Annotated in this window: 22 protein-coding genes and 1 pseudogene; 14 read left to right on the forward strand and 9 right to left on the reverse strand. The window is 69.1% G+C overall.

The features are described from left to right. Window positions 1–3: 3 nt before the first annotated feature. A complete protein-coding gene (locus LOK44_RS07240) occupies window positions 4–909 on the reverse strand; it encodes an alpha/beta hydrolase-fold protein (RefSeq protein WP_237569776.1) in 906 nt (301 codons plus the stop codon). Between the two features lie 117 nt (window positions 910–1,026). Between LOK44_RS07240 and LOK44_RS07245 the strand changes: the two genes are divergently transcribed. After that, complete coding sequence (locus LOK44_RS07245) at window positions 1,027–1,656, forward strand: TetR/AcrR family transcriptional regulator (protein WP_163922148.1); 630 nt, start codon at window positions 1,027–1,029, stop codon at window positions 1,654–1,656. 66 nt (window positions 1,657–1,722) lie between these two features. After that, window positions 1,723–3,153 (forward strand): APC family permease, encoded by a 1,431-nt coding sequence (locus LOK44_RS07250; protein WP_237569319.1) that lies wholly within the window; start codon window positions 1,723–1,725, stop codon window positions 3,151–3,153. Here LOK44_RS07250 and relZ read toward each other — a convergent pair. Beyond that, the gene (gene relZ, locus LOK44_RS07255) at window positions 3,119–4,873 is read right to left on the reverse strand and encodes a bifunctional ribonuclease/(p)ppGpp synthase (RefSeq protein ID WP_237569320.1); all 1,755 of its coding nucleotides are present in this window, start codon (window positions 4,871–4,873) and stop codon (window positions 3,119–3,121) included. The genes LOK44_RS07250 and relZ overlap by 35 nt on opposite strands. Before the next feature lie 40 nt (window positions 4,874–4,913). On the opposite strand from relZ, the gene purB reads away from it, so the two are divergent. Next, complete coding sequence (purB, locus tag LOK44_RS07260; protein WP_237569321.1) at window positions 4,914–6,332, forward strand: adenylosuccinate lyase; 1,419 nt, start codon at window positions 4,914–4,916, stop codon at window positions 6,330–6,332. After that, window positions 6,329–7,519, forward strand: a complete 1,191-nt coding sequence (locus tag LOK44_RS07265; RefSeq protein WP_237569322.1) for a cytochrome P450 — start codon at window positions 6,329–6,331, stop codon at window positions 7,517–7,519. The genes purB and LOK44_RS07265 overlap by 4 nt, the downstream gene beginning before the upstream one ends. 31 nt (window positions 7,520–7,550) lie before the next feature. Here LOK44_RS07265 and LOK44_RS07270 read toward each other — a convergent pair whose 3' ends face one another. Together LOK44_RS07270 and LOK44_RS07275 are read right to left on the reverse strand one after the other, a co-directional pair. Then, window positions 7,551–8,411 (reverse strand): PDDEXK-like endonuclease domain-containing protein, encoded by an 861-nt coding sequence (locus tag LOK44_RS07270; RefSeq protein WP_237569323.1) that lies wholly within the window; start codon window positions 8,409–8,411, stop codon window positions 7,551–7,553. Between the two features lie 100 nt (window positions 8,412–8,511). Beyond that, window positions 8,512–9,138 carry a hypothetical protein gene (locus tag LOK44_RS07275; RefSeq protein WP_237569324.1) on the reverse strand — a complete coding sequence of 209 codons (627 nt, stop codon included), beginning with the start codon at window positions 9,136–9,138 and terminating at the stop codon, window positions 8,512–8,514. Between the two features lie 29 nt (window positions 9,139–9,167). On the opposite strand from LOK44_RS07275, the gene LOK44_RS07280 reads away from it, so the two are divergent. Further along, window positions 9,168–10,058, forward strand: coding sequence for a phosphoribosylaminoimidazolesuccinocarboxamide synthase (locus LOK44_RS07280; RefSeq protein ID WP_237569325.1), 891 nt, complete (start codon window positions 9,168–9,170; stop codon window positions 10,056–10,058). Continuing rightward, window positions 10,055–12,208, forward strand: coding sequence for a S9 family peptidase (locus LOK44_RS07285; RefSeq protein WP_372481197.1), 2,154 nt, complete (start codon window positions 10,055–10,057; stop codon window positions 12,206–12,208). The genes LOK44_RS07280 and LOK44_RS07285 overlap by 4 nt, the downstream gene beginning before the upstream one ends. Window positions 12,209–12,266: 58 nt before the next feature. Here the strand turns inward: LOK44_RS07285 and LOK44_RS30195 are convergent. After that, a pseudogene (locus LOK44_RS30195) lies at window positions 12,267–12,338 on the reverse strand (DoxX family protein); the annotation flags it as partial. A gap of 124 nt (window positions 12,339–12,462) precedes the next feature. Here LOK44_RS30195 and LOK44_RS07295 point away from each other — a divergent pair. The 4 genes from LOK44_RS07295 to LOK44_RS07310 all read left to right on the forward strand — a co-directional run bounded on the left by LOK44_RS07295 (window position 12,463) and on the right by LOK44_RS07310 (window position 15,964). Next, window positions 12,463–13,020: a TetR/AcrR family transcriptional regulator gene (locus LOK44_RS07295; RefSeq protein ID WP_237569326.1), complete on the forward strand. Its 558-nt coding sequence runs from the start codon at window positions 12,463–12,465 to the stop codon at window positions 13,018–13,020. A 10-nt stretch (window positions 13,021–13,030) separates the two neighbouring features. Then, window positions 13,031–13,528, forward strand: coding sequence for a glutathione peroxidase (locus LOK44_RS07300; protein WP_237569327.1), 498 nt, complete (start codon window positions 13,031–13,033; stop codon window positions 13,526–13,528). A gap of 63 nt (window positions 13,529–13,591) precedes the next feature. Beyond that, a complete protein-coding gene (locus LOK44_RS07305) occupies window positions 13,592–14,296 on the forward strand; it encodes a DUF2334 domain-containing protein (protein ID WP_237569328.1) in 705 nt (234 codons plus the stop codon). Window positions 14,297–14,320: 24 nt separating this feature from the next. Then, window positions 14,321–15,964 carry an FAD-binding dehydrogenase gene (locus LOK44_RS07310; protein WP_237569329.1) on the forward strand — a complete coding sequence of 548 codons (1,644 nt, stop codon included), beginning with the start codon at window positions 14,321–14,323 and terminating at the stop codon, window positions 15,962–15,964. On the opposite strand, the gene LOK44_RS07315 is transcribed toward LOK44_RS07310, so the two are convergent. Further along, the gene (locus tag LOK44_RS07315) at window positions 15,961–16,578 is read right to left on the reverse strand and encodes a hypothetical protein (protein ID WP_237569330.1); all 618 of its coding nucleotides are present in this window, start codon (window positions 16,576–16,578) and stop codon (window positions 15,961–15,963) included. The genes LOK44_RS07310 and LOK44_RS07315 overlap by 4 nt on opposite strands. Then, window positions 16,578–17,231, reverse strand: a complete 654-nt coding sequence (locus LOK44_RS07320) for an MBL fold metallo-hydrolase (protein ID WP_237569331.1) — start codon at window positions 17,229–17,231, stop codon at window positions 16,578–16,580. The genes LOK44_RS07315 and LOK44_RS07320 overlap by 1 nt, the downstream gene beginning before the upstream one ends. Window positions 17,232–17,291: 60 nt before the next feature. On the opposite strand from LOK44_RS07320, the gene purS reads away from it, so the two are divergent. Next, the gene (purS, locus tag LOK44_RS07325; RefSeq protein WP_237569332.1) at window positions 17,292–17,531 is read left to right on the forward strand and encodes a phosphoribosylformylglycinamidine synthase subunit PurS; all 240 of its coding nucleotides are present in this window, start codon (window positions 17,292–17,294) and stop codon (window positions 17,529–17,531) included. After that, entirely contained in the window at window positions 17,528–18,202 is a 675-nt protein-coding gene (purQ, locus tag LOK44_RS07330) for a phosphoribosylformylglycinamidine synthase subunit PurQ (RefSeq protein ID WP_237569333.1), read from the forward strand. Before purS ends, purQ begins: the two co-directional genes overlap by 4 nt. Here purQ and LOK44_RS07335 read toward each other — a convergent pair. Beyond that, window positions 18,199–18,996, reverse strand: coding sequence for a family 1 encapsulin nanocompartment shell protein (locus LOK44_RS07335; protein WP_237569334.1), 798 nt, complete (start codon window positions 18,994–18,996; stop codon window positions 18,199–18,201). The genes purQ and LOK44_RS07335 overlap by 4 nt on opposite strands. Further along, complete coding sequence (locus LOK44_RS07340; protein ID WP_237569335.1) at window positions 18,993–19,994, reverse strand: Dyp-type peroxidase; 1,002 nt, start codon at window positions 19,992–19,994, stop codon at window positions 18,993–18,995. The genes LOK44_RS07335 and LOK44_RS07340 overlap by 4 nt, the downstream gene beginning before the upstream one ends. 183 nt (window positions 19,995–20,177) lie before the next feature. Here LOK44_RS07340 and LOK44_RS07345 point away from each other — a divergent pair, with 183 nt between their 5' ends. Both LOK44_RS07345 and LOK44_RS07350 read left to right on the forward strand, forming a co-directional pair. Next, window positions 20,178–21,473: a M18 family aminopeptidase gene (locus tag LOK44_RS07345; RefSeq protein WP_237569336.1), complete on the forward strand. Its 1,296-nt coding sequence runs from the start codon at window positions 20,178–20,180 to the stop codon at window positions 21,471–21,473. 14 nt (window positions 21,474–21,487) lie between these two features. Next, the gene (locus LOK44_RS07350) at window positions 21,488–21,835 is read left to right on the forward strand and encodes a VOC family protein (RefSeq protein WP_237569337.1); all 348 of its coding nucleotides are present in this window, start codon (window positions 21,488–21,490) and stop codon (window positions 21,833–21,835) included. The last annotated feature ends 38 nt before the right edge of the window (window positions 21,836–21,873 follow it).

Consider the following 21,873-nt stretch of genomic DNA (forward strand, 5'->3'; position numbering starts at 1 on the left):
GGTCTAGGCCACCAGCAGCGGCGCGAGCCAGTCGATCTCGGCAGGCAGCTGGGAGTTCCAGAACGCACTGTCGTGCCCGCCCGGCGAGAAGCCACCCGCCGGCGGTGTCGGCAGCTGGGCGATGAACCGTTCCGTGGCGGACGCGAAGGGATCACCGGTGCCGCAGTCGATTCGGATCGGGATCGACCCCAGTCCGGGCATGCCCCACACGCTGTTGGCCTCGTAGTCCTCCGCGCCGTCGAAGGCGCCCGGTGCGGCCGCACCCGACGACGTCCACAGCGCCGGGCTCACCGCGCAGATGGCCGCCGTGCGTGCCGGACCGAGCCGCCCGCCCAGGAGCAGGGCGCCGTAGCCGCCCATCGACCAGCCGAGGAAGCCGACACGCGAGGTGTCGAGTCCTTGGCCGGCGAGCATCGGCAGCAGTTCGTCGAGCACCATGGCGCCCGCGTCGTCACCCGACGCGCGCCGGTGCCAGTAGCCACCGCCCCCGTCGACCGCCACCACCGCGAACGGCGGCAGGCCCGCTTCCACGGCCTGTGCCAAACCCCGTTCGACACCGCCGGCCATGACCGTTGCGGCATCGCTGTCCTTGCCGTGCAGTGCGATCACCGGACGCAACGGGGCCGTCTGCCCTGGCGGACGGGCGATGGCCCAGTTGGTCGTGATCCCGCCGCGCGCGGCCGACGTGAACGAGCCCGAGACGTACGTCGGCGCGGGAGACGACGGGGGAGGAGGGGCCAGCGGCGGCGGCAGCGGCGAGCCGACGCCGGTCATCGACACCGGCGGTGCGGTGGCGGGCGTGCTCGTCACGCTCGCGCCGATCGCGTACGCCCCGGCGGCCCCGAGCGCGGCGCCCGCGCCGAGTCGGAGGACGGCGCGACGGCTCAGTTCGGACACGCGGGCCATCATGCCACGTGGTACCGGCGTACCGATCGGGGTGAGCATCTGTTCAGCCGTCGGCGAATTTCCACAGTGCCGCCTGATGATTGGCCGAAAGCGCCATGGCGCGCCGCTGCGACTGGCAGCATGCAATGCGTGACGGCAGCGGTCACCCCCAAGGGTGAGAGGCGGCGGTACGCGCTCGTCAGCGCGGCCGCCGATCTGTTGTGCGAGGGGGGTTTCGACGCCGTCCGGCATCGGGCCGTCGCGCGCCGCGCCGGCTTGCCGCTGGCGTCGACGACCTATTACTTCTCGTCCCTCGACGACCTCATCACCAAGGCCGTCGAACACGTCGGCAGCCGCGAGGTCGAGCGGCTGAACCTTCGCGTGGCCGGCCTGTCGCGCCGCAGGCGCGGCGCCGAGTCGACCGCCGACGTCCTGGTCGACCTCCTCGTCGGCGAGGGGCCCGGTAGCCGCGAGTCCGAGGAACTGATCTCTCGCTACGAGCGCTACATCGCCTGCGCGCGCCAGCCCAGCCTGCGCGACGTACAGCGCCGGATGATGCAGCAGCGCGCCGACGCCGTCGTGGAGGTCGTCGAACGCTCCGGTCGCGCGGTGCGCGAGGAACTCGTCACCGCGCTGGTGTGCGCCGTCGACGGAGCGGTGGTCGCGTCGATGGTCGGTGTCGGTGACGGCCCGCGCGCGACGGCGCGGGCGACGCTGGTCGAGGTCATCGACGTCCTGGCGCCGTTCGACGAAATCAGTCGCTTTGGGTGATTGACGCGCGCCGCGGCGTGGCCTGCCCGATGATGGGAGTTTCCGACGATCGGCCACGGAGGCGCGATGACCCAGCCTGACACCGCCCAGGAGCAACAGGAGCAACCTCAGCTCAAACGCGTGATGGGGCCGGGCCTGCTGCTGCTGTTCATCGTCGGCGACATCCTGGGCACCGGCGTCTACGCGCTCACCGGCCAGGTGGCCGCCGAAGTCGGTGGCGCGGCCTGGCTTCCGTTCCTGGTGGCGTTCCTGATCGCCACCGTCACCGCGTTCAGCTACCTCGAACTGGTGACCAAGTACCCCCAGGCCGCGGGCGCTGCCCTCTACGCCCACAAGGCTTTCGGGGTTCAGTTCGTCACGTTCCTGGTGGCGTTCATCGTGATGTGCTCCGGCATCACGTCGGCGTCCACCGCATCGCGGTTCTTCGCCTCCAACTTCTTCACCGCCTTCGACATCGACTGGGGCAAGGCCGGAATCGTCGTCATGGCGCTGCTATTCATGGCGCTCATCGCGGCGGTGAACCTGCGTGGCGTCGGCGAGAGCGTCAAGCTCAACGTCGTCCTCACCATCGTGGAGATCACCGGCCTGCTGCTCGTGATCGGCGTCGGCTTCTGGGCGTTCACCGGGGGCGCCGAGGTCGACTTCTCCCGCGTCGTGGCCTTCGAGACCGCCGAGGACAAGAACGTCTTCCTCGCCGTCACCGCGGCAACCTCGCTCGCCTTCTTCGCGATGGTGGGCTTCGAGGACTCGGTCAACATGGCCGAGGAGACCAAGGATCCCGTCCGCATCTTCCCCAAGGTGCTGCTCACCGGACTCGGCATTGCAGGCGTCGTCTACGTGGTGGTCGCGATCGTCGCGGTGGCCCTGGTTCCAGTCGGCACGCTGGAGGCCAGCGAGACTCCGCTCGTCGAGGTCGTCAAGGCCGGTGCGCCCAACCTGCCGATCGAGACCATCCTGCCGTTCATCTCGATGTTCGCGGTGTCGAATACGGCGCTGATCAACATGCTCATGGCCAGCCGGTTGATCTACGGCATGTCCCGCCAGCACGTGCTGCCGCCGGTGCTCGGAAGGGTGCACCCGAAGAGCCGGGCGCCGTGGGTCGCGATCCTGTTCACCACGCTGATCGCCTTCGGCCTCATCTTCTACGTGACGGCGTTCGCGAACAGCAGCGCCATATCGCTGCTCGGCGGTACGACGTCACTGCTGCTGCTGGCTGTCTTCGCGATGGTCAACGTGGCCGTGCTGGTGCTGCGCCGGGACGTGCGCGCTACCGGCGGGCACTTCAAGACGCCGACGGTGCTACCGATCATCGGCTGCGCCGCGTCGCTGTACCTGGTGCTGCCGTTCTCCGGCAGGCCTGCTCAGCAGTACCTGCTCGCCGGGATCCTCGTCCTGACCGGCATCGTGCTCTTCGGGCTCACCATGCTGATCAACAAGCAGCTGGGCATACGTGGGGCAGGCATCAACGATCCGACGCATCTGGGCGAGGCTCCGTAGCCAGACCCGCGCGCAACCGGTCGAACCTGTTCTGCAGCAACTCCCTTCGGTGTTCGTTGCCGTGCAGGTGTAGGTACCGGTCCTCGAACACGGCGAGCAGCGCGTCGTCCAGGCGTCGCACCGCACCGGCGGGATAGCGGTAGTCCATCGCGCGGTTGACCGCATCCTCGTCGACGCCGTCGAGGACCGCCGTCAGTTCGTCGAGCCGCGTGACGCCGAGTTCGAGCAGCAGCCCGGAGATCCAGCGGTAGTGGTCGGTGCGCGACCACCCGGCGTCGGCGTACCGGTTCCCGAGATAGGTCGCGAGCACGGGAGTGGCGATCCGCGGATCCGACGAGTCGTCGTCGGTGTCGTCGCGGTCGACCATGGCCACGCGCAGCCGTTCCCGGATCGCGGTGAACTCGCTGTCGGCGAGTTCGAGCAGACCGGCGGCCAGGGTGAAACGGCGATCGAGGTCGGGGGCGTGCTCGGCGGGGATCGACCCCTTGTAGCGGATGTCGTGCTCGAACTCGGCCCATGCGTGCTGCAGGACGGTGCGGACCTGGATGGAGGCGGGCTGCTGCTCACCCTCGACGCCGACCAGCAGGTGCCGGCTGGCGTATCCCCATCTGCCCTCGCGCGCCGTCTCCAGACCCATGTCCCGGTCGTCGAGCAGCATCATCTCGTCGGCCAGCAGGCGCGCGACGGTCTCGACGTCCTCACGCAGGTAGGTGATGACGCGCAGCCCCACCTGGTCGGTGATCTCGGCGAGCGGGTCGGTGTAGAGCGCTTGGCCGTCCACCATCTGGCCGGCCTTGGCCGCGAACGACTCGACGCTCTTGGTGCGCGCCGTGATGTTCAGGTAGTTGATGCCCGCCTCGTCGAGCAGTGACGTCACCATCTCGAGGTAGTGATCCGTGGCGACGACCAGGGCGGGGCGGCGCGCCTGGTACTCCGCGACCGCGGTCTGTTCCGCCGGAGCGGTCTGCCCACCGCGCTGCGGTTCGAGGTCGGCGGGCAGGGTCGGCGTCACGATGCAGCCGGTGTCGACGTCGCCGTAGATGGTGACGTCGTCGGGCCGGCATTCGAAGAACAGCGCGACGTACGCGCACACCACCGCGTCCACGGGATCCTCGGCGCGACGCAGTTCACTCTTCTTGGTTGCGGTCTCGACCGACTGGCGAAGTTCGCGCCAGGCGTCGGAGTTGCGCACGTGCAGCGGCGGGTCGGCGTGTTCGAGTCCTTCGACGAGGTCGATCAGGCGCAGCAGTTCGGACTGCAACTGCTCGAAGCTGCGGCCGGTCTTCGCCTTGTACTTCAGCGTGCGGCCCAGCCTGAACAGCGAAACCGTCGCCGAGTGCGGGAACACCTCGAGCGCACGACGCGGGCTGGGAGAGTGCGGGTCGAGGTCGAGGCGCAGCGCGTCGGCCAGCCGTGCGCCCCTGGTGCCGTTCGCGAACTCCGGCTTCCCGGTGTTGGCCGGATGCGTCCCGGCGTGGAAGGCCTGAAAGTCCCGATTCAGTGCGGCCTCGGCAGGCCGGTTGCCAGTCGCGTTGCGCACGATCAGCGGGGCGTCGATGCCGACCAGGCAATCGTCGCCGGTGAACGGCGCGAGCGCAGCGAGGATGTCGGCGTCGTCCGTGCGCGCGGACAGGTGCAGCAGGGCTCCCGAAGCGTCCAGAACGGCGACACCGGTCGGCTGGCGTTCACCCCAGGCGAGGTCGAGTCCGACGAAGTACACAGGGGTAGCTTGCCTCACCCGGGCCGTAAGCTGTGTGTCCGTGACGATTCCCAATGTGCTGGCGAACAGGTACGCGAGCGAGGAGATGCGCGCGATCTGGTCGCCCGAGGCGAAGATCGTCGCGGAGCGGCGACTGTGGCTGGCGGTCCTGCGTGCGCAGGCCGAACTGGGCGTCGCGGTGCCCGACGGCGTGGTCGACGACTACGAACGGGTGATCGACGACGTCGACCTAGCGTCGATCGCCGAGCGCGAGCGCGTGACCCGTCACGACGTGAAGGCCCGCATCGAGGAGTTCAACGCGCTGGCAGGCCACGAACACGTCCACAAGGGCATGACGAGCCGTGACCTCACCGAGAACGTCGAGCAGCTGCAGATCCGGCGCTCGCTCGAGGTCGTCCACGCCCACGGCGTGGCCGTGGTCGCGCGGTTGGCGTCTCGCGCCGCCGAGTATCGGGACGTCGTGATGGCCGGGCGGTCGCACAACGTGGCCGCGCAGGCGACGACGCTGGGCAAGCGCTTCGCGTCGGCGGCTGAGGAGACGATGCTCGCGCTGGCCCGCATCGCCGAGCTGATCGACCGCTACCCGCTGCGTGGCATCAAGGGCCCGATGGGCACGGCGCAGGACATGCTCGACCTGTTCGACGGCGACACCTCGCGGCTGGCCGAACTCGAGCATCGCGTCGCCGAATTCCTGGGCTTCAACACCGTTTTCACCAGCGTCGGCCAGGTCTACCCGCGCTCGCTGGACCACGAGGTGCTCTCGGCGCTGGTGCAGTTCGGCGCGGGACCATCGTCGTTCGCCCACACCATCCGGCTGATGGCCGGGCACGAACTCGTCACCGAGGGCTTCGCTCCCGGTCAGGTGGGTTCGTCGGCGATGCCGCACAAGATGAACACCCGCTCCTGTGAACGCGTCAACGGCCTGCAGGTCGTGCTGCGCGGATACGGCTCCATGGCAGCCGAACTCGCAGGCGCGCAGTGGAACGAGGGTGACGTCTTCTGCTCGGTGGTGCGCCGCGTCGCGCTGCCCGACGCGTTCTTCGCCGTCGACGGGCAGACCGAGACGTTCCTGACCGTCCTCGACGAATTCGGTGCCTATCCTGCCGTCATCCAGCGCGAGCTGGACCGTTACCTGCCGTTCCTCGCGACGACGCGCCTGCTCATCGCGGCGGTCCGCGCGGGGGTGGGACGCGAGGCAGCCCACGAGGTGATCAAGGAACACGCCGTCGCCGTCGCACTGGCCATGCGCGAGCAGGGATCCGAGCCGGACCTGCTCGACAGATTGGCCGCCGACCAGCGGCTGCCCCTGGACCGCGACGAGTTGGTCGCCGCGCTGGCCGACAAGGAGGCGTTCACCGGAGCGGCTGCCGCACAGGTCGATTCGGTCGTCGCCCAGGTGGAGCGCTTGGTCGACCAGTTCCCCGAGGCGGCCAGGTACACCTCGGGCGACATCTTGTGAGTCTCGCGGGAACCGACTTCACCGACCTGGACAACTTCGCGTCGGGGTTCCCACACGAGTTGTTCGCCGTGCACCGTCGCGAGGCGCCGGTCTATTGGCACGAGCCCACCGAGCACACCCCGGACCGCGAGGGCTTCTGGTCTGTCGCCACGTACGCTGAAACCCTTGCGGTGCTGCGGGATCCGGAGACCTACTCGTCGGTGACCGGCGGCGACCGCCCCTACGGCGGGACGCTGCTGCAGGACCTCTCCATTGCGGGCCAGGTGCTCAACATGATGGACGATCCCAAGCACTCCCAGGTCCGTCGGCTGGTGTCCTCGGGTTTGACGCCGCGCATGATCCGTCGCGTCGAGGACGATCTGCGCGCCCGGACGCGGCGGCTGCTCGACGGCGTCGTGTCCGGTGAGCCGTTCGACTTCCTGGTGGACGTCGCAGCCGAACTGCCCATGCAGATGATCTGCATCCTGCTCGGAGTGCCGGAGTCCGAACGGCATTGGCTGTTCCACGCGATCGAGCCGCAGTTCGACCTGGGGCGCACGGCCAGCGAGGACGCCAGCGCCCGGGGGATGTACGCCTACGGTCAGTCGCTCATCGCCCAGAAGCGCGCGGCGCCAACCGACGACATGCTGTCGGTGGTCGCAAACTCGGGCGATCCGGCGCTCGGCGAGTTGGAGCTGTACCTGTTCTTCAGCCTGCTGTTCTCCGCAGGCGCGGAGACCACGCGCAACGCCGTCGCCGGTGGGCTGCTCGCACTGTTGGAGCACCCGTCGCAGCTGTCGCTGCTGCGGTCGTCGTTGGATTCGCTGCCCGTAGCGGTCGAGGAGATGGTGCGGTGGACGTCGCCGTCGCCCTCGAAGCGCCGCACCGCCACGCGCACGTGCACCCTCGGCGGCTGCACGATCGAGGCCGGGCAGAAGGTCCAGATTTGGGAGGGTTCGGCGAATCGCGACGCCTCGGTGTTCGCCGATGCCGACTCGTTCGACGTGACCCGCACGCCCAACCCGCACCTCGGTTTCGGCCAGGGCGTGCACTACTGCCTGGGGGCGAACCTCGCGCGGCTCGAGCTGCGCGTGCTCTTCGAGGAGCTGCTGACCCGGTTCTCGTCCGCGCGGCTGGTCAAGCCGGTCGAGTGGACGCGCAGCAACCGGCACACCGGCCTGCGGCACATGGTCGTCGCCCTCGAGTGATTTCGGCGCGCCAGTCCGCGCTCGCCGCGGGTCAACGCGCCCAAATCGCGCGTTTGATCGTCGCGATGACTCGCTCGGGATGCTCGACCAGGTCGAGCCACGTGAACCGTAGGACTTGGTAACCCGCCAAGGCGATTGCGTTTTGTTTGACGCGGTCGCGGTGAAAGTCTTCGGTGTCAGTGTGGAACGCGAAGCCGTCGACTTCGATCGCGACCTTCGCATCGCGGAACACCACATCGACTTCGTAGCCGGCTATGCGCTGATTGGTCCGCCACCCGGTGATGCCCGCGGCTTTCATTAGGCGCCCAAGCAGCCGTTCGGCTTCGGAGCGTGCGCCTTCGTCGGCGCCTTGGAGGAGTCGCCGTGCGGCCGGCGAGCCATGGCGACCTCGGTTGCGCAGATGCGCTGTCCAGAGCGCGCCGAGCGTGGTGTGTCGTTGGAGGCCGGTGTCCATGACCTTGGGTCCGCCGCCACGTCGTGCTGCTGCCTCGACGACTGTCAGTGGCAGCGCCGTGACCGCGAGGCCTCTGCGCTCGATCACGTCGACGTGGGTTAGGTCCCGTCTACGAACCCGTGACCCCTCCTTGATCCGACCATGGCTGTCCCTGGGGACGGTGACTTCGACCACGTCAGGAGCGAAGGTCGTCACGTTCCACCACCACGCGGCGGTCAAGCCCGATCCGACCGCTCGAGGGCCGTAGCTCCACACCGCCGCGCGGATGCGGGCCGCGTCGGTGAACGGTCGGTCATCGACGAAGTAGACCCCGCGTGAGCACCTCCGCCAGTGGCCCGATCGGACCCGGCGTTCGACCGCGTCGTTACTCATACCGATTTGGCGCGCTTGGGACGCGGTGACAACACCGTCGTGCAGGCGTAGGAGGTCGTCGAGCATCGAGGACTAGGACGCGTCCGAGGCGCCGCTGGTTCCGTCCTACGCGATTCCGGCGCGCAAGTCCGCGGTGAGCGCGGGAAACCGCGCCGAAAACGCGCGGTTAGGGGGAGGAGCGGCGGCGGGCGAGGCCGGCGCTGCGCAACTCGAGATCGGCCAGGCCCCGGATCGCGATCGCATCGTCGCGCCGCCACGCTCCCACCGGGTCGATGCTCACCGCGGCGAGCTTGCCCAGCGGACGGTTGGCCAGCGCGCGCAACGCCAGCAGCTGCTCGCCCGCGGGGGTGGCGGCCAGGGTCAGCGACGTCCACTTGCGCCGGGCGAACCGCACCCGCAGGAACAGCCACGGCATCGCGATGAACAGGATCGGCGGCGCGGCGACGGCCAGGCCAAGCACGACCGCCAGCCAGGTCGCGGTGGTGTCGAGGTTGGCTCCGGCGCCTGCGATGCCCAGCGCGGCCTCGCTGGCCGCGCGCAGCGGCTCGGCCAGGGCGTCGCCCACCAGCGGGAAGTCGTCGGCGTTGTCGCCGGCGTCGCTGAGGTTGCCCGCGACGCCGTTGGCGCCCTCGTTCACCTGCCTGCCGACCTCGGCGATCGTCGCGACGGCGGAGTGCACCGCCAGCCCGATCGACACCCAGATGGCGCTCCACAGCAGCACCACGATGTCGCTGACCAGCTGGCGGGCGAGACGGACCGGGGTGGTCGCGTACGGCACATAGCGAGAACTCATGCCCTGATCCCAACAGATAGTGTTGCCGAATGCGCCCAGCTCTGAGCGACTACCAATTTCTGGCCAGCGGGAAGGTACGCGAGCTCTACCGCATCGACGCCGACCACCTGCTGTTCGTGGCCAGCGATCGCATCTCCGCCTACGACTTCGTGCTCGAAAGTCAGATCCCCGACAAGGGCCGGATCCTCACAGCGATGAGCGTCTTCTTCTTCGACTACCTGCAGGCGCCCAACCACCTCGCGGGTCCGCCGGACGACGAGCGCATCCCCGCCGAGGTGCTCGGGCGCGCGCTCGTGGTGCGCGAGCTGGAGATGATGCCCGTCGAGTGCGTGGCCCGCGGCTACCTCACCGGCTCGGGCATCATCGACTACCGCGCGACCGGCGAGGTGTGCGGCATCCCGTTGCCCGCCGGGCTGACCGAGGCCAGCAAGTTCGACCAGCCACTGTTCACTCCCGCGACCAAGGCCGACCTCGGCGACCACGACGAGAACATCAGCTTCGACCGCGTCGTCGACCTGGTGGGTGCCGACCGGGCCGCGCAGCTGCGGGACGCCACGTTGAGCATCTACTCCCAAGCCGCCGACCATGCGTTGAGCAAGGGAATCATCATCGCGGACACCAAGTTCGAGTTCGGCGTCAACGCCTCGGGCGAGCTGGTGCTGGCCGACGAGGTGTTCACTCCGGACAGCTCGCGCTACTGGCGGGCCGACGCCTACGTCGAGGGCGAGGTGCAGGAGAGCTTCGACAAGCAGTTCGTGCGCAACTGGCTGACTGGCCCCGAGTCGGGCTGGGACCGCCACGGCGACGTACCTCCGCCGCCGCTGCCACCCGACGTCGTCGACGCGACGCGGGCGCGTTACATCGAGGCCTATGAACGCATTTCGGGATTGAAGTTCGACGACTGGATGGGAGCCAAGTGAGCGATTCGCAGGTGGGGTCACAGCCGCCGATCGCCAAGCGCGTCGAGCACCGCCGCGAACACCACGGTGACGTCTTCGTCGACCAGTACGAGTGGCTGCGCGAGAAGTCCAATCCCGACGTGATCTCCTACCTCGAGGCGGAGAACGCCTACGCCGAGGAGCAGACCGCCGTCCTCGAGCCGCTGCGCCAGCGGATCTTCGACGAGATCAAGGCGCGCACCAAGGAGACCGACCTGTCGGTGCCCACCCGGCGCGGTGACTGGTGGTACTACGGCCGCAGCATCGAGGGCAAGCAGTACGGCGTGCAATGCCGGTGTCCCGTCGCCGATCCCGAGGACTGGACCCCACCCGTGTTCGACGAGGACACCGAGGTGCCCGGTGAACAGGTGCTGCTCGACGAGAACGTCGAAGCGGAAGGGCACGACTTCTTCTCGCTCGGCGCGGCATCGGTGACGCTGGACGGTCACACGCTGGCGTTCTCGGTGGACGTCAAGGGCGACGAGCGGTACACCCTGCGCTTCCGCGATCTGCGTACGGGCGAGATGTACGACGACGTGATCGAGGGCATCGGGGCCGGTGCCACCTGGGCTGCCGACAACCGCACCGTCTACTACGTCACCGTCGACGAGGCGTGGCGGCCAGACACCGTGTGGCGGCACCGCCTGGGCGCAGGACAGCCGGGGGAGAAGGTCCATCACGAACCCGACGAACGGTTCTGGATCGGCGTCGGGCGGTCCCGCAGCGACAAGTACCTGTTCATCGCCGCGGGCAGTTCCATCACCACCGAGATGCTCTATGCCGACGCAACCGATCCCGAGGCGACGTTCACGTCGATCCTGCCGCGCCGGGAGGGCGTCGAGTACTCGGTGGAGCACGCGGTCGTCGGCGGCGAGGATCGCTTCCTGATCCTGCACAACGACGGCGCCGAGAACTTCACGCTGGTCGAGGCGCCCGTCAGCGACCCGACGGCATTCCGCACGTTGATCGAGCACCGCGACGACGTCAGGCTCGACGGCGTCGACGCGTTCGCCACGCAGCTGGTGGTCAGTTACCGCAGCGAGGCCCTGCCGCGAATTCAGCTGTGGCCCATCACCGCTGACGGTGCCTACGGCCAGGCCGAGGACATCACGTTCGACACGGAGCTGACGTCGTCGGGTCTGGCAGGCAATCCCAACTGGTCGGCGCCGCGGCTGCGGGTGGCCACGACGTCGTTCGTCGTGCCGCTGCGGATCTACGACATCGACCTCGCGACCGGTGAGCGCATCCTGTTGCGCGAGCAGCCGGTGCTGGGCGACTACCGGCCGCAGGAGTGCGTCGAACGGCGCGACTGGGCGGTCGCCGAGGACGGTGCCCGCGTCCCGGTGTCGATCATCCACCGTGCAGGAGTCGAGTTTCCGGCCCCTGCGTTGATCTACGGCTACGGCGCCTACGAGTCGTGCGAGGATCCGCGGTTCTCCATCGCCCGGCTCTCGCTGCTCGACCGGGGCATGGTGTTCGTGGTCGCTCACGTGCGCGGTGGCGGTGAACTGGGCAGGCAGTGGTACGAGCAGGGCAAGCTGCTGAACAAGAGGAACACGTTCACCGACTTCATCGCCGTGGCACGGCATCTCGTCGACACCGACGTCACGCGCGCGGAGAATCTGGTGGCACTCGGCGGTAGCGCGGGCGGCCTGCTGATGGGCGCCGTGGCGAACATGGCACCCGACGCGTTCGCGGGCATCCTGGCGCAGGTGCCGTTCGTCGACGCGCTCACCACGATCCTGGATCCGTCGCTGCCGCTCACGGTCACGGAGTGGGACGAGTGGGGCAACCCGCTCGCCGACGCAGACGTCTACGAGTACATGAAGTCCTACTCGCCGTACGAGAACGTCGAACCCAAGCGGTATCCGGCGATACTGGCGATGACCTCACTCAACGACACGCGGGTCTACTACGTCGAGCCGGCCAAGTGGGTTGCCGCGCTGCGGCATGCGAACGTCGACTCCGTGCTGCTGAAGACCGAGATGTCGGCTGGCCACGGCGGCATCAGCGGACGCTACGAGCGGTGGCGGGAGGCCGCGTTCCAGTACGCCTGGGTGCTAGCCACTGCCGACCGCGACCGCCATGGCAGCGGCCAGGAAGACGACCTCCTCGGCGCTCCGAACGCCTAGGCGCGACGACCCGGGTCGACGGGTACAGCAGGCCGGCTGCGCCGACGAGTTCGAGTACCCCTGTCACGGTGAAGAGTAGCGCCGGCCTTGGAAGCAGGGGCGGGACGATGGCGATCATGTCGCGCCGCATCCCCGGCGTGAAGTGCGCGATCCGGCAATCAGCACGGCCACGACGGCCTCCTCATCTAGGCACTGACAAGTTCGATTCGTACCGACGATCTATCCACTGTCAAGATGAGGTCTATGCTGGCCGTATGGCGAAGGACTCCTATCACCACGGCGACCTCAAGGCCACGATCCTCGGCCAGGCGGCCGCACTCGTCGCCGAACGTGGTGCCGACGGGATCTCGCTGCGCGAACTGGCGCGGGTGGCCGGGGTTTCCCACGCCGCGCCCGCACACCACTTCACCGACCGCCGGGGCCTGTTCACCGCACTGGCGGCAGAGGGGTTCCGGCTGCTGGCGGCCGCACTCACCGACGCCAGGCCCGAGTTCATCGACGCCGCGAAGGCCTACGTCCGCTTCGCGCTCGACCATCCCGGCCACTACGAGGTGATGTTCGACAAGTCCCTCTACGACGCCGCCGACCCGGCACTGATCGAAGCGGAGGCCGCCGCGTCGGCCGAACTGGCCCGCGGGGTCGCCACGCTGACCGACCCCAAGGCCGAAGGCGATCCGGAGGCCGCTGCGCTGGCGGCCTGGTCGCTCGTGCACGGCTTCGCGCTGCTGTGGCTCAACGGGGCGACCGACACCTCCGGCGATCCGATAGCCACCGTGGAGCGACTGGCAGCCATCCTGTTCGACCGGTGTTAGCGTCGAGGACGTGACCTCGCCTACGATCCTCGACATCCCACTGACCACGCTCGACGGCAAGCCCACCACGCTGCGCGAATTGTCCGGCGGCGCAACGCTCGTCGTGAACGTCGCATCGAAGTGCGGGTTGACGCCGCAGTACACGGCGCTCGAGAAGCTCGCCGAGGGCTACGCCGCACGCGGCCTCGCAGTCGTCGGCGTGCCGTGCAACCAGTTCATGGGCCAGGAACCCGGAACGGCCGACGAGATCGCCGAGTTCTGCTCCAGCACCTACGGGGTGACGTTTCCGCTGCTGGCCAAGACCGACGTCAACGGGGACGACCGGCACCCGCTGTACGCGGAGCTGACCAAGGCCACCGACGCCGACGGCCAGGCAGGCGACATCCAATGGAACTTCGAGAAGTTCCTGGTCGGCCCGGATGGCGAAGTGGTCAACCGCTTCCGCCCGCGGACCGAGCCGGACGCGCCCGAGGTCATCAACGCCATCGAGGCCGTCGTACCGCGCTAAGACGTCAACTCCTGCCCACGTGTCCGTCACCGTCGTGACACCTGGCGTTGCCATACTGCGGGCATGGCTGGACAACTGATCGTCTCGATCTCCGGCGTCAGGGACCGCACCCTGGCCGACGTCGAGGACTTTCGCGCCGACCTCGAGCGACGGCACGTCCCCGCGTCGTACCTGGTGGCACCACGTCGCAAGGGCGGCTACCGCCTCTACGCCGACCCCGAGGCCGTGCAGTGGCTGACCGACCGGCGCGCCTGCGGTGACGCGATCGTCATGCACGGCTACGACGAGGCCGCGACCAAGAAGCGACGCAGCGAGTTCGCCACGCTGCCCGCGCACGAGGCCAACCTGCGTCTGATGGGCGCCGACCGCGTACTCGAGCACCTCGGGCTGCGCACCAGGCTCTTCGCCGCGCCGGGCTGGACGGTCTCGCAGGGCGTCGTGACCACGTTGCCGCGCAACGGGTTCCGGCTGCTCGCCGGTGTCGACGGCGTCACCGATCTGGTTCGCAGGACGACGTCGAGGGCCCGGGTGCTCGGCATCGGCGAAGGGTTCCTCACCGAGCCGTGGTGGTGCCGGACGTTGGTGCTCTCCGCCGAACGCACCGCGCGTCGCTCCGGCACGGTCCGCATCGCCGTCGCGGCAGGGCAGCTCAAGCGGCCAGGACCCCGGCAGGCGGTGCTCGACGCCGTCGAGCTGGCACTGATGCACGGCTGCGTTCCGGCGGTCTACCAGTGGGATGCAAAGCCGGCGCTCACGGACGCCGCCTGAACCAAGCGGGTTACCGTGGCGTCCATGGGTGACGCTGACGTGATCGTGGTGGGCGCCGGTCTGGCCGGGCTGGTGGCGGCGTGCGAGGTGGTCGACAAGGGCCGATCGGTCCTCATCGTCGACCAGGAGAACGCAGGCAACCTCGGCGGCCAGGCCTTCTGGTCGTTCGGTGGGCTGTTCTTCGTCGACAGCCCCGAACAGCGCAGACTCGGGATCCGCGACAGCCGCGAACTGGCCCTGCAGGACTGGATGGGCAGCGCGGGTTTCGACCGCCCCGAGGACCACTGGCCCAAGCAGTGGGCGCACGCCTACGTCGACTTCGCCTCCGGTGAGAAGCGCAGCTACCTGCGCGAGCGCGGTCTGCAGACCTTCGCCCTGGTGGGCTGGGCCGAACGCGGCGGCTACGACGCCCGCGGACACGGCAACTCGGTACCGCGGTTCCACATCACGTGGGGCACCGGGCCCGGGATCGTCGAGGTGTTCTCGCGCAAGCTGGTTGGTCACCCGAGGGTGCGGTTCGCCTACCGACACCGCGTCGACGAACTGGTCGCCGAGGGCGGCGCGGTCAAGGGCGTGCGGGGCGCCGTGCTGGAACCGTCGTCCGCAGCCAGGGGTGAGCCGTCGTCGCGAACTCCCGTTGACGAGTTCGAGTTTCGGGCCGACGCGGTGATCGTCGCCAGTGGCGGCATCGGCGCCAATCACGACCTGGTGCGCAAGAACTGGCCGCCGCGCATGGGCAGGGTGCCCGAGCAGCTGCTGTCGGGGGTGCCCGCGCACGTCGACGGCCGAATGCTCGGCATCAGCGAGGCGGCGGGCGCGCACATGATCAACGCCGACCGGATGTGGCACTACACCGAGGGCATCACGAACTACGACCCGATCTGGCCGCGGCACGGCATCCGCATCCTGCCCGGACCGTCGTCGCTGTGGCTCGACGCCACCGGTCGGCGGCTGCCCGCGCCGCTCTACCCGGGGTTCGACACCCTTGGCACGCTGGAGTACATCGCGAAGACCGGCCACGACTACACGTGGTTCGTGCTGAACGCGCGCATCATCGCCAAGGAGTTCGGCCTCTCCGGTCAGGAGCAGAACCCCGACCTCACCGGCCGCAGCGTGCGCGACGTGCTGGCTCGCATCAAGCCCGGCGCGCCAGGGCCCGTGCAACGCTTCGTCGACCGCGGCGTGGACTTCGTCAGCGCGAACTCGTTGCAGGAGTTGGTCGCCAAGATGAACGCCGTACCGGACGTCGAACAGCTGGACTACGCCGTGGTGGCCGAGGAGGTCACCGCCCGTGATCGCGAGGTGGCGAACTCGTACACCAAGGACAGCCAGATCACCGCAATCCGTGGCGCCCGCAACTACCTCGCCGACAGGATCAGCCGCGTCGTTGCACCGCACCGCATCACCGACCCCAAGGCCGGGCCGCTGATCGCGGTGAAGCTGCACATCCTGACGCGAAAGTCGCTCGGCGGGTTGGAGACCGACCTCGACTCGCGCGTGCTCAGGGCCGACGGCTCGGTTCTCGACGGGCTGTACGCCGCCGGCGAGGCAGCCGGATTCGGCGGCGGCGGTGTGCACGGCTACCGCTCGTTGGAGGGCACGTTCCTCGGTGGCTGCGTGTTCTCGGGCCGCGCGGCTGGCCGGGCGGCAGCGCGCGACATCGCCTAGGGCATGTCGATGGTCGTGGTCACCGACACCATCTGCGGCGTCGGTGGGGCCGACGAGAACCCGAAGCGCACCGGCGGATCGAGGGCGTCCACCCCGCCGAGTTCGACCCCGCGGAACCGTCCCGCCACGGCCGTGATGCGCCGGGTCCTGCGCACCCCGTAGTACTCGCGGCGGCCGTTGCCCGCGCTGCCCGCCGTCTGGACGCCCGAAACCAGACGGGCAGCAACGGGATTGATGGCACGCAGCCACCACGGCGCACGCGAGAGCGGAGCAGGCACCAGCCGGAGCAGCCAATCGAACGGCGCGGGCCCACCCAGGGTCGCCGACACCTCGAGCCCCGGCGCGGTGACGGTGAAGCCGTCCGCCGCGTGGTCGACCGTGACGCCGCCCAGGTCGGTGCGGTCGAATGTGTAGGTGCTGGAGACGAACTCGGCGACCTCGGCGCTCGGTGCGAGCAGGGTGCGCTCACCGTCGGGCGCCTCGACCATGACGTCGGCGAACCGGCCGAACGGTGACTCGAGCCACGATCCGACGACGAACCGGACGCCCGAGCGCGTGCCGAAACCCGCGATGTGGCCGGTGAATACGAGCCGCGCGGCGAGGTCAGTCCCCACTAGAACTGTGTGTCCTTCTCCTCGTCGAGCACCTGGAAGTCGGCGTCGGTCATCTCCGAGAGTCGCCCGTAGTAGATGCCACGCGCCTCCTTGGCGACCACGGCCTGGTGGATCGGGACCGCACGGGTCGGTGCCACGGCGCGCAGGTAGTCGACGGCCTCGGAGATCTTCAGCCACGGTGCGGCGGCGGGGGTCGCGAGCACGTCGACCGGTTCGCCGGGGGTGAACAGCGCGTCGCCCGGGTGCATCAGCCGGGCTGGGTGATCACCGTCACCGACGAGGTAGGAGATGTTGTCGATCGTCGGCAGGTCGGGGTGGATCACCGCGTGGGTGCCGCCAACGCCCCGCACCGCGAGGTGGCCGACCGTGAAGGCGTCCCCGGCGTGCACGGCCGTCCACGCGTCGCCCAGTTGCGCGGCCGTCATGGGGTCGGCGTACAGCTTGGCCTGCGGATTCGCGTCGAGCAGCGCGGGCAGCCGCTCCACGTCGGCATGGTCGGGATGCTGGTGGGTGACGAGGATTGCCGACAGGCCGGTGATGCCCTCGAAGCCGTGCGAGAAGTTGCCGGGGTCGAACAGGACCGTGGTGTCACCACCGTCGCCGTCGGGGAAGCGCGCGAGCAGGCAGGAGTGGCCGAAATGCGTCAAGTGCATGAGTCCATTGTGCCGCCGGTAGAGTCGTGCACGACCAATCTTCACCAGACAGGAGCCGCCGTGGCCCGCGTGGTAGTGCACGTCATGCCCAAGGCCGAGATCCTCGACCCGCAGGGCCAGGCCATCGTCGGCGCCCTGGGCCGTCTCGGCCACGTGGGCATCTCGGATGTCCGCCAGGGCAAGCGTTTCGAACTCGAGGTCGACGACAGCGTGACCGATGCCGCATTGGCGGAGATCGCCGAGTCGCTGCTCGCCAACACCGTGATCGAGGACTTCGAGGTCACCCGGGAGCGCCAGTGAGTCCCAAGGTCGGTGTGATCACCTTCCCCGGCACGCTCGACGACATCGACGCCGCACGCGCGGCCCGCCTCGCAGGAGCCGAGCCGGTGAGCCTGTGGCACGCCGACGCAGACCTGAAGGGCGTCGACGCCGTGATCGTGCCCGGCGGGTTCTCCTACGGCGACTACCTGCGCGCCGGTGCGATCGCGAAGTTCGCACCCGTCATGGGCGAGGTCGTGGAGGCCGCCAACAAGGGCATGCCGGTGTTGGGGATCTGCAACGGTTTCCAGGTGCTCTGCGAGACCGGTCTGCTGCCCGGCGCGCTGACCCGCAACGCCAACCTGCACTTCATCTGCCGCGACGTCTGGCTGGAGGTCGCCTCCAACGGGACCGCGTGGTCCACCCGGTACGAGGAGGGCGCCGACGTGCTGGTGCCGCTCAAGTCCGGCGAGGGTCGCTACCAGGCGTCCGACGAGGTGCTCGACGAACTCGAGGGCGAGGGGCGCGTCGTGTTCCGCTACCGCGAGAACCTGAACGGCTCCCAGCGCGACATCGCGGGCATCAGCTCGGCCAACGGTCGCGTCGTCGGCCTGATGCCGCACCCCGAGCACGCCACCGAAGCGCTGACCGGGCCGTCGGACGACGGCCTCGGCATCTTCTACTCGGCGCTCGACGCGGTACTGACCGCTTAGGGCGTCAGCGCAACCGATGCCTCGGCCGTGTAGACCAGGAACGTCAGCGTCTCCTGCAGGTAGAGCGAGACGGTGTCGGCGTCATGCGACAGATAGCCGATCGAGACGTCGCTGCCCAGCCGGAGGTCGAAGTCGCCGCCGCGAGTGGACAGCACGAACGCGCCGTCGATCGCGGGCGCCCAGATGATCTCGCCGTCGATCAGCCGGTTGAGGTGCTCGCGGATCGGATAGCCGTGCTCGGTGGTCTCGCTGACCCGGGTGTACGCATCGGCCGACAGCAGCACGCAGTAGGGACCGTCGACGCCCGCGAGCCGCAGCGACGACAGCGCCTGGGCGATGACGTCGGGGATCTCGCGCGCGTCCTCGGGAAGGGACAGGGCGGGATTCGAACTCGTCTTGCGGATGCCGTCGATCGACGCGGCCGGGTAGCCCTCGAAGATGGCGCGGTCCTCCGCGAACGCCAACTGCCTGGCGGCCTCCTTCACCGCATCCCAGTCGGAATCCTGTGAGCCACGTTCGACGTCGTCGACGTCGGTCCTGCGGACGGTGAACGGCACCCGCAGCCGCACCAGCGGCTTGCTCTCCCGCAGGTGCGCGACGACGCCGTCGCCAGAGGGAGCGACCTCGAGCAGATGGCCGGTGCCGACGGCCGCGGTCGCCGGTCCGCCCGGTGAGCTGACGTCGACCACGCGTCGTCCGGCGATGTGCCGCTTGAACGTTCGGGTGGCCTCGGTCTCGATCTCGGCCCACGCCTCGTCGGTGATCGGCGCCAGCTCGCGGTAGAGGTTGTTCATCGGGGTGTTCCTTTCAGGCTGCCGATCGACAGGGAACCGGAGGGGGCTTCGGTGGCGTCCGCACCTGGCAGCGGCGGCGGGTCGTTCAGGAAGTCGAGGGTCGGGGTGAAGAACAGCGTGCCGGTGACCGCGGTCGAGAAGTCGAGGATGCGGTCGGTGTTGCCGGGCGGGTCGCCGATGAACATGTTGCGCAGCATTCGTTCCGTCACGGCGGGGGTGCGCGAGTAGCCGATGTAGTACGTGCCGAACTCGGCCTTGCCGATCTCGCCGAACGGCATGTTGTGCCGCAGGATCTTCAGCTCGGTGCCGTCGGCGTCGGTGATCACGTTGAGCGCGAGATGCGAGTTCGCCGGTTTCACGTCGTCGTCCAACTCGATGTCCTCGAGCTTGGTCCGGCCGATCACGCGCTCCTGTTCCTCCACCGACAGCGACCGCCACGCGCCCATGTCGTGCAGGTAGCGCTGCACGTGGACGTAGCAACCGCCGGTGAAGTCGGGATCCTCGTCGCCGATTTGCGTGGCGCTCATGGCGATCGGGCCGTCGGGATTCTCGGTCCCGTCGACGAATCCCATCAGGTCCCGGTTGTCGAAGAACTTGAACCCGTGCACCTCGTCGACGATCGTGATGGCGCCCAGCATGGCCTCGGCGATCCGGCTCGCGAGTTCGAAGCAAACGTCCAGGGATTCGGCGCGAACGTGGAACAGCAGATCGCCCGGTGTCGACGGTGCGTGGTGCCGCGTGCCCGTCAGCGCCTCGAACGGGTGCAGTTCGGCGGGCCGGGGTCCGGTGAAGAGGCGGTCCCAGGCGTCGGACCCGATCGACGTGACCACCGAGAGGTGCTTGGTGGGGTCGCGAAAGCCGATGGCGCGCACCAGGCCCGAGATGTCGCCGAGCGCGTCGTGCACCGTCTGCTCGCCGCCGTCGTCGATGACCGCGACGAGGAATATCGCCGCCGGGGTGAGCGGCGCCAGCACCGGCTGCGGAACAAGATCAACCACACGAGGACAGTAGCGCGGGATCCGCCCGGAACACCGGTCGGAAGCCGAAGATGGCGGCTAGCCCCCAGAGGGCCTGCCGACGAGCCCCAACCTCTGTCGACGAGCGTGCGTGAACTCGGGTTCGGGCGCGGCGTGTCGCCCGCAGACACGCACGCTCGCCGGAGGAGGGGTCAAGATGGAGCGATGGCAGCCAGTCCCCAGAGTCTCTGCGACTTCATCGACGCGTCGCCGTCGCCGTTCCACGTGTGCGCCACGGTCGCGGCCCAGCTGCGGGACGAGGGCTTCACCGAAGTGGCCGAAGCCGACGCCTGGCCCTCGGACGACGGCGGGTACTTCACCGTCCGGGCGGGGTCACTGGTGGCGTGGCGGGCGGGGGCGGCCGCGACGCCTTTCCGCATCGTCGGCGCGCATACCGACAGCCCCAACCTGCGGGTCAAGCAGCATCCCGACCGGGTCGTCGCCGGGTGGCGCGTGGTCGCGTTGCAGCCGTACGGCGGCGCCTGGTTGAACTCCTGGCTCGACCGCGACCTCGGCATCAGCGGGCGGCTGTCCTTCCGGCAGGGCGGCACCGGCGGGCAGGAGCGCAGCGACCCGGGGAGGAAATACCGAGTCGAGCACCGGCTGGTCCGGATCGACGACCCGCTGCTGCGGGTCCCGCAGCTCGCGATTCACCTCTCCGAGGACCGCAAGGGCGTCGAACTCAACCCCCAGCGCCACCTCAACGCCGTTTGGGGCTCGGGCGACGGCATCGGCGACTTCATCGGCTACGTCGCAGAGCACGCCGACGTCGACCCGGGTGACGTGCTGGCCGCCGACCTCATGACCCATGACCTGACGCCGTCGACGCTGATCGGGGCCGACCGCGACCTGGTCAGTGCGCCACGGCTGGACAACCAGGGCACCTGCTACGCCGGGCTGGAGGCGTTCCTCGCCGCGCAACCGGGGGACTGCCTCCCGGTGCTGGCGCTGTTCGACCACGAGGAGGTCGGGTCGACGTCCGACCACGGTGCGCAGTCGGACCTGCTGTCGACGGTGCTCGAGCGGATCACCCTCGCGGCGGGCGGCAGCCGTGAGGACTTCCTGCGGCGGCTGTCCGGGTCGATGGTCGCCTCCGGCGACATGGCGCACGCCACCCATCCGAACTACCCGGACCGGCACGAACCGGGTCACCTGATCGAGGTCAACGGCGGACCGGTGCTCAAGGTGCAGCCGAATCTCCGTTACGCGACCGACGGCCGCACCGCCGCGGCGTTCGCCATGGCCTGCGAGCAGGCCGGTGTGCCGATGCAGCGCTACGAGCACCGGGCCGACCTGCCGTGCGGGTCCACGATCGGGCCCATGACCGCCGCGGGCACCGGGATCCCGACGGTCGACGTGGGTGCGGCCCAGCTGGCCATGCACTCGGCGCGCGAACTCATGGGCGCCGACGACGTGCGCTCCTATTCCCTCGCATTGCAGGCCTTCCTGTCACCGGGCTGAGTTAACGTGCCCGCATGTCCCTCGACATCGAGATGATCACGTTCGACTGCACCGACCCCGACACGCTCGCGAGCTGGTGGGCAGGCGCCGTGGGCGGCGAGGTGAACGCCGTCGCACCCGGCGAATTCGTCATGGTCGCCAGGCCGAAGGGCCCGACCCTGGGCTTCCAGCGGGTGCCCGATCCCACACCCGGCAAGAACAGGGTGCATCTGGACTTCCACGCCGCCGACCGCGAGGCGGAGGTCGCCCGACTGGTGGCGGCCGGCGCGACCGAGACGGGTCGCAACAGCTTCGGACCCGAGTTCGAATGGGTGGTGCTCTCCGACCCCGAGGGCAACGCGTTCTGCGTCGCGGGGCAGTAGTCCGTCGCTGGTTCGTTCGGCGACGGTTCAGCACCTAA

Origin of the sequence: Mycolicibacterium lacusdiani, assembly GCF_021916785.1 — a bacterium.
Taxonomy (GTDB): domain Bacteria; phylum Actinomycetota; class Actinomycetes; order Mycobacteriales; family Mycobacteriaceae; genus Mycobacterium; species Mycobacterium lacusdiani.

Coding starts and splice junctions, on each gene's coding strand:
- LOK44_RS07305 (WP_237569328.1), top strand. CDS start 13,592: ATGGCTGGACAACTGATCGTCTCGATCTCCGGCGTCAGGGACCGCACC.
- LOK44_RS07335 (WP_237569334.1), bottom strand. CDS start 18,996: ATGAACAACCTCTACCGCGAGCTGGCGCCGATCACCGACGAGGCGTGG.
- LOK44_RS07295 (WP_237569326.1), top strand. CDS start 12,463: ATGGCGAAGGACTCCTATCACCACGGCGACCTCAAGGCCACGATCCTC.
- LOK44_RS07345 (WP_237569336.1), top strand. CDS start 20,178: ATGGCAGCCAGTCCCCAGAGTCTCTGCGACTTCATCGACGCGTCGCCG.
- LOK44_RS07250 (WP_237569319.1), top strand. CDS start 1,723: ATGACCCAGCCTGACACCGCCCAGGAGCAACAGGAGCAACCTCAGCTC.
- LOK44_RS07350 (WP_237569337.1), top strand. CDS start 21,488: ATGTCCCTCGACATCGAGATGATCACGTTCGACTGCACCGACCCCGAC.
- LOK44_RS07280 (WP_237569325.1), top strand. CDS start 9,168: ATGCGCCCAGCTCTGAGCGACTACCAATTTCTGGCCAGCGGGAAGGTA.
- LOK44_RS07275 (WP_237569324.1), bottom strand. CDS start 9,138: ATGAGTTCTCGCTATGTGCCGTACGCGACCACCCCGGTCCGTCTCGCC.
- LOK44_RS07240 (WP_237569776.1), bottom strand. CDS start 909: ATGATGGCCCGCGTGTCCGAACTGAGCCGTCGCGCCGTCCTCCGACTC.
- LOK44_RS07310 (WP_237569329.1), top strand. CDS start 14,321: ATGGGTGACGCTGACGTGATCGTGGTGGGCGCCGGTCTGGCCGGGCTG.
- LOK44_RS07270 (WP_237569323.1), bottom strand. CDS start 8,411: ATGCTCGACGACCTCCTACGCCTGCACGACGGTGTTGTCACCGCGTCC.
- LOK44_RS07245 (WP_163922148.1), top strand. CDS start 1,027: ATGCAATGCGTGACGGCAGCGGTCACCCCCAAGGGTGAGAGGCGGCGG.
- LOK44_RS07320 (WP_237569331.1), bottom strand. CDS start 17,231: ATGCACTTGACGCATTTCGGCCACTCCTGCCTGCTCGCGCGCTTCCCC.